The organism is Vitiosangium sp. GDMCC 1.1324 (assembly GCF_003044305.1).
Lineage (GTDB): Bacteria > Myxococcota > Myxococcia > Myxococcales > Myxococcaceae > Archangium.
Genome location: NZ_PZOX01000007.1, coordinates 1 through 12593, shown reverse-complemented (window position 1 = coordinate 12593; position 12593 = coordinate 1). Strand labels below are relative to the sequence as shown.

Genomic DNA, 12593 nt, shown 5'->3' with positions numbered 1-12593 from the left:
GTGGGATTCACCGCCTTGGGACACGCGAGCTCGAAAAACGGGCAAGGCCACGGGAAGGAGGAAGAAAGGGCACCGAAAATGGGCGAAAAAATGGGGAGGAAACTCCTGGAGCCCCCCGCCGATAATCCAGGTGTAAGCAGCTTCGCTCCACCCTTCCCAACCGCCTTCCCTGCTTGGAGAGACCGCCATGGGCATCACCAACGACTCCCTGAACGCCATCCGCAGCGCCTCCACCGCCACCTTCAACCAGGGCATCAACCAGGACCTGCTCGCCGGCCTCGAGGGCGCGGACCGCACCCGCATGGAGGCTCAGCTCAAGCTCCAGCAGCAGCAGGAGACCGTCGCGTTCGTCTCGAACACGCTCAAGAAGCTCAACGAGATCGCGATGAGCGTCATCAACAACATGCGCTAGTAGCTGGCGGCTTCTGGCCGCTGTGCTCCGAGCCGGATTCGCGTGGCATCCCCCCAGCCACCGCGTTTCCGGCTTCGTCGTTTTTGGCGCTCGGGCGCTCCGGACGGAGCACGAAAGCGCGCGAGTCATCGCACGTAGCGTCGGGTCTCGCTCAGCCCTTCATCTTGAGCACCGCCATTCCGCGCTCGGCCTTGGCGGGCGTCGCGTCGGCCGGCTTGAGGTACACGCGACTGCGGGCGTCGTAGAAGTCTGCAGTCTGGACGCTCCAGTGCACGCGCTCGGGCGTGACGCGCGTGAGTCCCGCAGAATGGCAAAGTCGAGTCAGAGCCCGAGCCGCTGCGAGATGAGCCGCACGATCACGGAAGCGCTCCCACCAAGCCCACCATGCCACCCATGGGACTTAGCGCGGCGGTGGGCCGCACCGTGGGCACTGTCCGTGAGTTGTTCGATAGTAGGTAGATAGCTTCCGTCGTCACGAGTCCCGCAGCGCCCAATCCAAAGCATATCAAGCTGGCGGCCTGCGCGCGCCTGCCGGAAGAGAGTAGTTCCTTGGGCTCCTGGGCATCGGAGAATTGTTTCGTCGTGAGAAGCTTGTACTCTCTACCGGCCTGTATGTAAAAGAAGGTTCCCAATCCCAGCAATGCCACTCCCCCAGCCCCAGGAGCCCACGCCCATCCCGGCATGCCCGAGGAGAGAAGGGGCCGCTTTGCCTCAGGACTTCCAGGCGGTGGCGACGCTTCGGAAATTGTCGAGGGTGGCTCTTGAGCTGTTCGATCCTCATCAGGAGTCAACGACTGTTCGACCTGCGCCTGACGATTGGCATCAGACATCTCTTGCTTCACCATCCGACGCACAGCCTCGAAGGCGTTCTTTATCTTGGGTGCGACCTCCCCAGGAAGCCGCGCATCCGGTCGCAGTTCAAGCGCGGATTTGAAGGCGGCCTTGCCTTGTTCCTCTTTCCGAAGGTTATACAGAGCAACACCTTCGTAGAGGAACAATTGAACATTCTCGTTATTTTCAAGAGGCATCTGGCGCGCAATCCGGATTTCATCGAGTACGCGCTCGTAATTGGAATTTTCATATGCCTTTTTAATATCAATCGGCGGGCGCTCACCACTTTGACTGTCGAAGCGGCGAATCTCGCTCACCACATCCTGCCGCACGGACTCAAACATCGCCTCGATCTTGGGAGAAACCTGCACGGGCAGTTTCGCCGTGGAGTCCATATAGAGGGCGAACTTGAAGGCTTCTATGGCTTCGGCTTGTTTACCCATCTCGCACAAAACGATTCCCTCATAGAGCGAGAGGGCAATATCATCCAGCGTCTGATGCGATCGCTTCTGGGTCATATGAATCTGCTCGAGCGCATGCTCATAATCGAGATCCTCATACAGACGGCTGATCTCTGCAATCGCTTGCTGAATCGTCCCTTCATTCGCGGCGCGCGCGACAACAGGAGTGAGCAAAAGCAGAATCCATAGCGTGAGAACGACCAATCTTCCGAGATTACCTCCCATACGGCGGCGCTCCCTTCGAATGAAATGCTCCTGAAATCATGGATACGATAGAAAGCAACTACATGGAACCGACATCAACGCTCGTGCCACTCCACTCCGCAGGGATTCGGCCCTTGAGCGGGGGTAGAGCCGAAGCCGGGTGCGCAGGTCCGATTTGCGCCCTTTCAGCATCGGAGTCCGTGGCTTGGAGATTCGTGCTTTTAGCGTTGAGGGAGCGTTGAACATAACGAAGAGATGCAGAGCCTCCATCGGAGTCGCCTGACCGGACAGAAGGTTGCCGCGAGCAGTAGAGTTCAGGAACCGAGCCCAAGCCCGTTTCCAGCACCCAGCCTCCCTCCCAGCCAGCCGCACTTTGCTTTTCGGAAATTCCGGTAAGTGTCAACATCCATGCTCGGGGAGGCTGTGAACCCCTCGCCCTGGGGAGGCAGGTCTCCTCGTAACGGAGTGGGAAGAGGCCGACGGCGGCGTCTGGCCGCTGTGCTCCGAGCCGGATTCGCGTGGCGCCCCCCAGCCACAGCGAGTCCGGCTTCGTCGTTTTTGGCGCTCGGGCGAGGCAGGGAGTTACCAGGGCTCGCTCAGGTGGCTTGCCTCTGAGTCAGGGCGTCGTACTCCGCGCAACGATCCAGGAACCTCAGGATCGCCGCCCGATGGTCTCCCCCTGCCTCTTCGAGATACAGCCCAGCCCACCCCTTGCCTGCCGGGAACTCGTTCCGAACGTCTCGAAGCCAGGTGCCGAACTCCTGGTACCGAACGTCCTCGACTCCACCACAGTACAGGTGGAATCGCACCCCGTGAACGAACGCAGCAACCGCCCAGACGTCCAGCCTGCCGAAGAACATCTCTGGCATCACTCCGCCGAGAATCTGCTCGCGGATGAAGAGCAGGACCTCCAGGGTCGAAACGAACCGCCCCCGCCACTCCTCCGGCGGACGAATCGCGCTCACGAAACCGGTCCCCTCACCCGCGCATCGGCAGGACGAAGCCCAGCTCCAGCGGCATGCCCGCGTACTCCGGCCTCACCAGCGCCGTCACGCGCACGCCCCGAGTTCCCTCCCCCGTTGAAACCACCTCGCCGCGCACCCGGCCCGCTGGCGTCGCGCCACCGAACAGGAAGACGTCCGCCGCCTGCGTGAACAGCGTCGCCACCTCCGCGTCCCCGGCGCTCGGCGGGAGCTGGTCTCGCACCCACTGCGCGAAGCGCACGATGCGGCCCGTGAGGATCTGCGCCGGCAACGGCACCTTGTGCTCGCCCCCGTACACCATCGGCGCCGCCGTGAGCTGCAGCACGTCCGAGTTCTTCCCGCTCCCCAAACCCAGCACCCCCAGCTCGGCCAGCCGGGACTGCGTCCGCATGGGGAAGAATGTCTCCGTCGGCACCGCCGTGCCTCCCTCCCGCCCCGGCGGCAGTTGCCACACCGCGGGCGCTTGCACCCCGCCCGTCCCCCCGAGGATCCGCGCGAAGTTCCCCGTCTCGCGGAAGCTCGACGCCAGCATCGACGCCACGCCCAGCGCCGCGCTGGTGAAGCACGTCCGCCGCCTCGCCCCCTGCCCATCCACCATCACCACCACCCGGTGCAGGGCCGCGCACAGCCAGCGCGAGGACTCCTCGGCCCGCAGCGTGTCCCAGGCCTCGGTCAGCCCTCCGCGCTCCTCCTCCACCCGCGTCACCACCTCCGCCGCCGACTGCACCCCGAAGAGCGCCGGAGGCGCGTCCACCACCACCGGGAGTTGCGCTCGCTCGCCCAGTTCGGCCAGCCGCTTCAGCGCGGCGAGGTCCCCCACCGTGTCCACCACGAAGAGGGCATCGGGGCGCTCGAAGCGGTCGAGTGGAAGCTGCTGCTCCACGCCCTCCACCCCCGCCAGCCCCTCCACGTCGAGCACCTCCACGGCCATCCCGGACGACGTGGGGCAGTGGTCCACCAGCATCTTCAGGCCGCGCCAGGCCGACTCGAGCCGCGCGACGACCGGATGGGCGAGCACTTCGCGGGCCGTGGCCAGCACCGCCTCCTCCACCAGGGCCTTCGCCGGCGCCGTCGCCGAGGAGGGATTCGCCGGAGCGGTCGAGCGGGTCCCCACGGCCTTCAGGAAGGCATCCACGCTCGCCTTCGCCGCCTGCTCGGTCTGGCCCGTCTCCGTCCTGGCGAAGAGGGCATCCACGACATCCGGCGGCTTCGCGGTGGCGGGCGCGGAGGGCGCCGAAGGGGCCACCCCATTGCTCCCCTTGGCCGCGGGAGGTGACTGTTTCTCGCGCAGCACCGAGCCCACCGCCTCGGAGAGACGCCCAGCCCCCACCACCGCCTCGAGGCTCTTCACCGCCGCCTCCGCGGGCAGCTTGTCCAGCCCGTCCATGAGGGCCTTGAGCGCGCGCAACTCGGGCAGGGACGACACCACCTCCGCCACCGTGAAGGAGCGCAGCTTGGGGAAGGTCAGCGCGAAGGAGCGCGTCTCCCCCGCCCCCAGCCGGTCGGCCACGCTCACGCGCAGCCCGGTGGCGGAGCGTGCCAGCTCTTCGGCGTAACTGTCCGAGGTGATCCGGAAATGTCTGCCCGAGGGGCTCGGCGTGAAAGCCCCCGCGACCCACCACCGCACCTGAGAACCCTCAGCACCCTCACGGCTCATGTCGACATCCCCCTCTTCGAGAGGGCGTCAGGTTACTCACGACGGCAGTGCCCAGTCGATGGGCTCGCGCCCCCGCTCCTTCAAGGCCTTGTTGGCGCCGCTGAACGGCTTGCTCCCGAAGAAGCCCTTCTTCGCCGACAGCGGCGAGGGGTGCGGCGCCTTCAGGATGACGTGCTTCGACGTGTCGATGAGCGCTTCCTTCTTCTGCGCGTAGCTGCCCCACAGCAGGAACACCACCGGCTCCGGCTTCTCGCTCACCTTCCGGATGACCTCATCGGTGAAGTGCTCCCAGCCGTGCCCCTCGTGCGCGTTGGCCTCTCCCTCGCGCACCGTCAGCACCGCGTTGAGCAGCAGCACCCCCTGCTCCGCCCACGGCACCAGCGAGCCGTCCTTCGGCCTGGACATGCCCACGTCGCTCTCCAGCTCCTTGAAGATGTTCACCAGGGAGGGGGGCGGCTTCACTCCCGGCTGAACCGAGAACGCCAGTCCGTGCGCCTGCCCCGGCCCGTGGTACGGATCCTGCCCGAGCAACAGCACCTTCACCTCGTCGTACGGCGTCAGCCGGAAGGCCGAGAACAGGTCCTCCTCCGACGGGTACACCGTGTGCTCTCGCCGCTCCTGGGCGACGAAGGCCTCCAGTTCCTCGAACTCCGGGCTCGCCAGCACGTCCTTCAGCACCTTCTTCCAATCCGCCGGCAGCCGGTCCTTCATCGAGCCCATCACGCCTCCGCGTCTCGTACCTCGGTCGAGGTATCGCCCTACACTACTTCTGCGGTCGGATGGCGCCAGTGTTTTCTGCGATGGGGTTCGAGCGGAAGCACCCTTGAGCTCGCTCCCACCTCTGCCCGGGTGCTGCTCGAAGGGCCGCCGCTTCAGCGGGCAGCCCACCTCCTCCCTCTATCGCATGAGAACGCGGCGCCCCCGAGCGGCCCGCCCTAGCTTTTCCCTCAGGATGGGTCCGCTCCCGCCCCATGGATTCGAGCACAGAGACCGAAGGCCACCCAGAGCAAGGTCGTGAACCCCACTCCCATTCCGAGCCCACCCGCTGACTTCCAGCTCTTGTTCGCCGCCTGTCCCGGGCTCTACCTCGCCTTGCTCCCCACTCCTGAGTTCACCATCGTCGCCGCGAGCGACGCCTACCTGCGCGCGACGATGAACCGCCGGGAGGACATCGTGGGGCGGGGAATCTTCGACGTCTTCCCAGACAACCCGGCCGACCCGAATGCCATGGGCGTCAGCCAGCTGCGGGCTTCCCTGGAGCGCGTGAGACAGACACGGGTTCCCGACGCGCTGGAGGTGCAGAAGTACGACCTCCGGCGTCCAGCCGAGCAGGGGGGCGGATTCGAGGAGCGATATTGGAGGCCGCTGAACACGCCCGTGCTGGGGGCCGACGGCCAGCTGCGCTACATCCTCCATCAGGCGATGGACGTGACGGAGTTGGTGCGGATGGGCATCCAGGCGGAGTCCTACCGTCTGCGCGCCCAGCTCACGGACCAGATCAGCGAGTACGCGATCTTCATGTTGGACCCCGCGGGCAACGTGGTGAATTGGAACGAGGGGGCGGAGCGCCTGAAGGGCTACAAGGCCGAGGAGATCATCGGCAAGCACTTCTCCCTCTTCTACACGAAGAAGGACGTCGAAGACGGAAAGCCCACTCGCGCGTTGGAGCAGGCCGCGTCCGAGGGACACGCCGAGGACGAGGGCTGGCGCGTCAGGAAGGACGGTTCGAGCTTCTGGGCGAACGTCGTCATCACCCGCGTTCAGGACCGCGACGGCCATCTCATCGGGTTCGCGAAGGTCACGCGGGACCTGACCCGGCGCAAGCGCACCGACGACATGCTCCGCCAATGGCAGCACCTCTTCGAGCACGCCGATTGGGGCATCGTGATTGGCGACGTGGACGCCCAGCGGCTCGAACTGATGAACCCCGCCTTCGCCCGGATGCATGGGTACACGGTGGAGGAGCTGACGGGACAGCCGCTGACCCAGGTCTTCGCGCCCTCGGCCTGGGAGGACCTGAGGCGTCACCTCCAGCTCATCCATGAGCAGGGACACCACGTCTTCGAGTCCCAGCACATCCGAAAGGATGGAAGCGTGTTTCCGGTGCTGGTGGACGCGACCGCGGTGAAAGACGATGCGGGTTGCGTACTCTACCGGGCCGCTCACGTCCGGGACCTCACGGAACAGAAGCGCACGGAGGCTCGCGTGCGCTCCGCCGAGGCGAAGTTCCGCGGGCTCATGAAAGCCTCCCACGATGCCATCATCGTCACGCGGGAAGATGGACACATCGAGTTCGCGAACGCCCAGGCCCTGCGTTGGTTGGGCTACGGCGAAGAGGAGCTCATCGGCCATCCCGTCAAGCGCATCGTCCCGGAGCGGTTCCATGGCACGCACTTCCAGGAGGGCAACTGGTGCCCGGCTGCTCCCGCGTCCCTGCATGGAGGAGGGCTCCTGGAGCTCTGGATCCTGCGGAAGGACGGGTCCGAGCTCCCCGTGGAGGTCTCCTTGACCTCGTCCCCGGCGGGAGAGGGAGAGGGGGTCGTCACCACGGCCATCCTCCGTGACATCTCCGAGAAGCAGCGGATTGCCCGGAGGCAGCAGTTCCTGGCGGACCTGGGCGAGGCGCTTTCCGAGTCGCTCGAGCCGGAGACCGTGTTCAAGAAGCTGGCGGCGCTGGCCGTTCCGAGCGTGGCGGACTGGTGCGTGGTGGACCTGCGCGTGAAGCGGGGTGGGCTGAAGCGCGTCGCGGTGGCTCATGCGGACCCGGAGAAGCAGGGGCTGGCCCTCGTGTTTCACTCCCGTCACAGGTGGGTGACCGATTCAACAGTGGTGATGAACAGCATCGAGACGGGCCGTCCCGTGCGGGTCTCCTCGCTGACAGAGGCCCAGGTGCGTGAAATCCTGGAGCCCGAGTGCGCCGACCTCGCCCTGCAGCTCGGAATGCGCTCGTACATGATCATTCCACTGCAGGCACGCGGCCGGATTTTTGGTGCCATGTCCTTCGTGGCGGCCGACCGGGACTTCGACGAATCAGACCTGGCCTTCTCGCTGGAAGTCACCAGGCGCATGGCCCTGGCGGTCGACAATGCCCGCCTCTACCAGGAGGCCCAGAAGTCCGTACGGGCCCGGGAGGACACCATCGCCATCGTGTCCCACGATCTGAAGAACCCCCTCAATGCCATCCGGCTCAACGCGCAGGTGCTGCACCGGCTCGTGCCGGGTCTCACGGGGGAAGGGCCCCAGACGCGCGAGAAGCTCGAGCAGCTCGCGGCGGGCATGGAGAAGGCGGCGCTCCAGGGCGCGCGTCTCATCACGGACCTCCTGGACTTCGGAAAGATGGAGTCCGGCACCTTCACCGTCTCCAAGCGCCCCGTCGACATCCCCCGCCTCATCCAGGAGGCCGCCGAGACACTCCGGCCCCTCGCCACGGCCAGGCACCTCACGCTCGAGGCGGCATCGGCCGCTGGCAGGTGGGATATCCCCTGTGACCATGACCGCGTGGTCCAGGCGCTCTCGAACCTGGTGGGTAACGCCATCAAGTTCACTCCGGAGGGAGGCCGCATCTTCATCCGGGCGGAAAGAGGCCCGGGAGAAGCACTCATCTCCGTGCGTGACACCGGGCGGGGCATCCCGGAGGAGGTGCTCCCCCACATCTTCGAGCGCTATTGGCAACCCGAGGAGACGCGGCAACAGGGCGTGGGGCTCGGGCTGTCGATCGTGAAGGGAATCGTGGAGGCCCACGGCGGGAGGATCTGGGTCGAGAACCGGCCAGGTGCCGGGACCACCTTCTTCTTCACCCTCCCCGGGGGCGGGAGCCAGGAAGCGCAGGCGCGGTGGGCCTGAGCCCCCCGCCCGTCCGACCGGCGAGCAGGCCCTCCTCTTGGGCCCGGGCCGGTCTCGGGCTACCCTCGGGGGGCCATGTCGATGTATTCCGAGTCGCTCCGCGCCTTCCTCAAGCCCGTCCTCCCCTATCTCGACGACCCCAGCGTCTCAGAGATCATGATCAACGGGCCCACCGATGTCTGGATCGAACGCAAGGGCAAGGTCTCCAAGACCGATGCCACCTTCACCGAGGAGGGCCTCATCGGCGCCGCGCGCAACATGGCGCAGTTCGTCGGCCGCCTCCTCAATGACGAGCGCCCCCGCCTCGACGCGCGCCTGCCCGACGGCAGCCGCATCCACGTCGTCATCCCGCCCATCGCCCGCAAGGGCACCACCATCTCCATCCGCAAGTTCTTCAAGGACAAGCTCACCATCGAGTCCTTGATCAAATTCAAGTCGATGACGCAGCAGATGGCCCGGCTCATCGACGCGGGCATCCACACCAAGCTCAACATGCTGGTGTCCGGTGGCACGGGCTCGGGCAAGACGACGCTGCTCAACATCGTCTCCTCCCTCATCCCCGACGACGAGCGCATCCTCACCATCGAGGACTCGGCGGAGCTCCAGCTCAACCAGTCCCACCTCGTCCCCTTCGAGAGCCGGCCCCCGGACAAGTTCGGCAAGGGCGGCGTGGACATGGGAGACCTGCTGCACTCGGCCCTGCGTCTGCGCCCGGACCGCATCGTGGTGGGCGAGGTGCGCGGCGGCGAGGCCTTCCACCTGGTGCAGGCGATGAACACCGGCCACGGTGGGTCGCTCGCCACCACCCACGCCAACACGCCCACGGACACGCTGCGCCGCATCGAGTCGCTCTGCCTCATGTCCGGCATCGAGCTGCCCATGGTGGCCATCCGCGCCCAGGTGGCCAGCGCCATCAACTTCGTCATCTGCTGCGAGCGCCTCCACGACGGCAGCCGCAAAACCATCGCCCTCTCCGAGGTGCTCCCGCTCAGCGAGAAGGGCGAGTACCGCACCCAGGACATCTTCGTCTTCACCCCGGTGACGAAGGACGAGGAGGGCCACATCCTCGGCTACCACGCGCCCACCGGCATCATCCCCACCTTCGTGGACAAGGCGCGCGCCTACGGCTTCGCCGACCTGGACGAGTCCTTCTTCGACCCAACCACCTACGGCCTGCCCCCGCCGCCCTCCTTCCGCCTGGGCGAGACGTACGCCGTGCGCTGGGCCCCCTCGCTCAAGCACCGCGAGCGCGGCGAGCCAGATCCCGCCAGCTACAAGAAGGAGTGGCTCGCCTTCGAGGAGCGGCTGAAGGAGGAGGCCCGCGACGCCAAGGAGGGCAAGCCCGCCGCGCCCGCCACCCCGCCGGTGCAGGTGCAGGTACCCGCGAGCCTCCCCAAGGCCGCCGAGCCGCAAGCCCCCGCCCGCGCCAAGCCGGTCGAGACTCCCCCCGCGCGGCCCGCCCTCCGGCCCAACCCCCCCGCCAACAAGCCGCCTCCGCCTCCGAACGCGGATGACGACCGGACGCCTCCTCCCACCCGCAACCCCTTCGCCCATGAGGCCGAGGACGGGCTGGGCGCCCCCGCCGATGAGCCCAAGGTGCAGGTGTCCGCGGACCTGCTGGCCGACGACCTCGAGACCCAGGGCCGGGGCATCCCGCCTCCGCGTCCCGCGGCTCGTCCCAGCACGCCTCCCCCGCGCCCCAGCCCCGCCGCCGGCACCCGCCCGGTCACGGCCTCTCCTCCCGCTCGCCGGCCCGCTCCCGCGGCGCCCTCCCGTCCGCCTCCTCCCGCCCCCTCCGAGGACCTGGAGGAGGATGACGCACCGCGAGAGCTCGACAACTCGGAGAAGACACACATCCGGCCCATGCCCGAGAAGCCTCGCCGCTGAGCCCGCCTGGTCGGACATACGGTGTCACGCACCAGTCGTCACTGCGAGTGCGTGACCTTGCGGTAGGCGCAACATGAGGGGAAAGTGGCCAAATCGTGTTCCTCACACTCCTCGCCACGCTCGTCGTGCTCGGCCAGGCACCCGCGTCCTCCGAGGCACCTCTCACCGTGCTGATCGCCCCGCCCGAAGCCGCGGGGGTGCCTTCCCACATCGTCTCCTTCGCCCAGGAGCACGTGTCCGAGCAGCTCAAGACGCAGGGGTTCCAGGTGGTGCGCGCCTCGGATCTCTCGCAGCAGCTGCCTCCCGCGCAGCGCAAGACGGTGCTCGGGTGCAACCGCCTGGAGGCCGCCTGCCGCATCACCATGGGTGAGGCCGCCCAAGCCGACGTGGTGCTGATCACCGAGCTGGTGCAGTTCCTCAGTGGCTACCGGGTGGGACTCAAGGCCTACGCCACGCGTGACGGCGAGCTGCTCTCCGAGCACTACGTGCCAGGAGTCCATGAGGACCAGCTGCTCGACGCGCTCACCGAGTCCAGCGAGAAGGTGGTGACTCAGGTGCGCCAGGCGCTGCGCCCGGTGGCGGCCCCCGTCGTCCAGGCACCGCCGCCCACGAAACAGCCGGTCCAGCCCCTGCAGCCCACCCGGCCCGAGGTGACGGCCACCCGCTCGGGCGCGCCGGGCCTGGCCTGGGTTCCCGCCGCCGGTGGCGCGGTGCTGCTGGGCGTGGGCACGTACTTCTACCTCCAGGCGGGCGCGGACTACCGCAAGCTGAAGGAGATGAATGTCACGGGGCCCGAGGACGGCGCCGCGTTGGTGCAGTCGGGCAAGCGCTCGCAGCTCCTGAGCCAGGGCGCCTTCGCGCTGGGCGCGGCGGGCGTGGTGACGACGGGGCTCATCTACCTGCTGTCTGGCAAGGGCGAGGGCGAGCAGAAGGTGCGGCCCACCGCCTCCGTGCTCAACGGCGGTGGCGTGGTGGGCGTGGCCGGAACACTGCCGTGAGGACTCACATGCTCCAGAGCAAGAAGCCATGGGCCGCCGCGCTCGCGGTGGCACTGCTGGCCGCCATCGGGTGCTACGACTTCGATGGGGCCTTCGACGACTGCGTGCAGGCCGGGCTCTGCAAGCCCACCACGTGCGATCCTTCCGCGGCGGACCAGCCGGATGATCTCTTCTTCGACGCCAACTGCGATGGCGTGGACGGGATGGCCGACGGCGGCATCTTCGTCGACCCCCAGGCGGGCCAGGACACCATCACGGCAGGCACCCGCGAGGCCCCCTTCAAGACCCTGACGTATGCGCTGGAGCGCATCCCCGACGGCCATGCCGCCCTCTACCTCGCCCAGGGCACCTACGACGAGCCGGGGCTCCAGCTGGACAAGCCCGTCTCGCTCCACGGCGGCTACGCCGGAGCGGCGGCGAACTGGGCGCGCAGCGCCAGCAACATCACCCAGCTGGGCGGGGGTAGCATCGGCCTGACGGTGAAGGGGCTGGGAGCGGATTCCGGCGTCATCCTGGAGTGGTTGCACATCAACTCCAGCACGAGCCCGGATCCGGATGCGGGCGCGCCCTCCATCGGACTGCGGGTGATGGACTCGAGCGGCGTGCGCCTGCGCCATGTGGAGATCACGGCCGGCGCCGGCTCCAATGGCCTGCCCGGCAACGAGCCCTCCATGGCCATGGGGGGCGCGGACGGAGGGGTGGGCATGAGCGCCGTCGACAGATCGCCCGCTTCTTCCGCGCCGACCGCGGGTGGCCCGCCCGGCGTGAGCAGCTGCGGCTCCGTCAACACCTCGGGCGGACGGGGGGGTGATGGCGGTTTCGAATTTGGTCCCGAAGGCCTGCCAGGAATGGCAGGAACGCCCTCCGCGCGGGGGGGCGACGGCGGACGGTCCAACGATCCCGGGAATTGCCCCGCGGGCCCCACCTGCAACGTCATGGCGTATCCGGGAGACCCTGGGCAGGATGGCCTCGAAGGAGACGCCGGAACGCCCGGAGCGGCGGACGACGGCATCGGTACGCTGCTGGTCGACGCCGGCACCTGGGTCGCGAAGAGTGGAGCCGACGGCCGGAGAGGTTCCCCCGGTGGCGGGGGCGGCGGAGGTGGCGGGGGTGGCTACGGCCGCGCCAACTTCTCGGCGGGGGCGGAGGGTGGAGGCGGAGGAGGTGGGGGCGCTGGCGGCTGCCCGGGTGAGGGCGCGGGCGGGGGCAAGGGCGGAGGTGCCTCCATCGCCGTGCTCCTCCTCAACTCCGGGGTGGAGATGGACTCCTGCACCCTGCGGACGACCAACGGAGGCAATGGAGGCGCCGGTGGAAGAG

At 67.6% G+C, this 12593-nt stretch carries 10 protein-coding genes; 5 read left to right on the top strand and 5 right to left on the bottom strand.

What is annotated here, in order from left to right; all coding sequences use genetic code 11:
* The first annotated feature begins 187 nt into the window (after positions 1 to 187).
* On the top strand, positions 188 to 412 hold the full coding sequence (locus DAT35_RS21225) for a hypothetical protein (protein WP_108068934.1): 225 nt from the start codon (positions 188 to 190) through the stop codon (positions 410 to 412).
* A 151-nt stretch (positions 413 to 563) separates the two neighbouring features.
* Here DAT35_RS21225 and DAT35_RS61830 read toward each other — a convergent pair whose 3' ends face one another.
* The 5 genes from DAT35_RS61830 to ung all read right to left on the bottom strand — a co-directional run bounded on the left by DAT35_RS61830 (position 564) and on the right by ung (position 5268).
* Entirely contained in the window at positions 564 to 686 is a 123-nt protein-coding gene (locus DAT35_RS61830; protein ID WP_255415195.1) for a hypothetical protein, read from the bottom strand.
* 82 nt (positions 687 to 768) lie between these two features.
* Entirely contained in the window at positions 769 to 1929 is a 1161-nt protein-coding gene (locus DAT35_RS58250) for a hypothetical protein (RefSeq protein ID WP_146209815.1), read from the bottom strand.
* Between the two features lie 575 nt (positions 1930 to 2504).
* Complete coding sequence (locus DAT35_RS21215) at positions 2505 to 2873, bottom strand: hypothetical protein (RefSeq protein ID WP_108068932.1); 369 nt, start codon at positions 2871 to 2873, stop codon at positions 2505 to 2507.
* Positions 2874 to 2886: 13 nt separating this feature from the next.
* The gene (locus DAT35_RS21210; protein WP_108068931.1) at positions 2887 to 4548 is read right to left on the bottom strand and encodes a type VI secretion system contractile sheath domain-containing protein; all 1662 of its coding nucleotides are present in this window, start codon (positions 4546 to 4548) and stop codon (positions 2887 to 2889) included.
* Positions 4549 to 4584: 36 nt separating this feature from the next.
* Positions 4585 to 5268, bottom strand: coding sequence for a uracil-DNA glycosylase (gene ung / locus DAT35_RS21205; RefSeq protein WP_304466063.1), 684 nt, complete (start codon positions 5266 to 5268; stop codon positions 4585 to 4587).
* Between the two features lie 294 nt (positions 5269 to 5562).
* On the opposite strand from ung, the gene DAT35_RS21200 reads away from it, so the two are divergent.
* The 4 genes from DAT35_RS21200 to DAT35_RS58245 form a co-directional block, all read left to right on the top strand.
* Positions 5563 to 8391: a PAS domain S-box protein gene (locus DAT35_RS21200; protein ID WP_108068930.1), complete on the top strand. Its 2829-nt coding sequence runs from the start codon at positions 5563 to 5565 to the stop codon at positions 8389 to 8391.
* 75 nt (positions 8392 to 8466) lie between these two features.
* Positions 8467 to 10278, top strand: coding sequence for a CpaF family protein (locus DAT35_RS21195; RefSeq protein WP_108068929.1), 1812 nt, complete (start codon positions 8467 to 8469; stop codon positions 10276 to 10278).
* Positions 10279 to 10373: 95 nt separating this feature from the next.
* Positions 10374 to 11276 (top strand): hypothetical protein, encoded by a 903-nt coding sequence (locus tag DAT35_RS21190; protein ID WP_108068928.1) that lies wholly within the window; start codon positions 10374 to 10376, stop codon positions 11274 to 11276.
* An 8-nt stretch (positions 11277 to 11284) separates the two neighbouring features.
* Positions 11285 to 12593, top strand: a 1309-nt coding sequence (locus tag DAT35_RS58245) for a DUF1565 domain-containing protein (RefSeq protein ID WP_146209814.1), incomplete at its 3' end; no start/stop codon positions are given.

Coding starts and splice junctions, on each gene's coding strand:
- DAT35_RS21225 (WP_108068934.1), top strand. CDS start 188: ATGGGCATCACCAACGACTCCCTGAACGCCATCCGCAGCGCCTCCACC.
- DAT35_RS58250 (WP_146209815.1), bottom strand. CDS start 1,929: ATGGGAGGTAATCTCGGAAGATTGGTCGTTCTCACGCTATGGATTCTG.
- DAT35_RS21210 (WP_108068931.1), bottom strand. CDS start 4,548: ATGAGCCGTGAGGGTGCTGAGGGTTCTCAGGTGCGGTGGTGGGTCGCG.
- ung (WP_304466063.1), bottom strand. CDS start 5,268: ATGGGCTCGATGAAGGACCGGCTGCCGGCGGATTGGAAGAAGGTGCTG.
- DAT35_RS21195 (WP_108068929.1), top strand. CDS start 8,467: ATGTCGATGTATTCCGAGTCGCTCCGCGCCTTCCTCAAGCCCGTCCTC.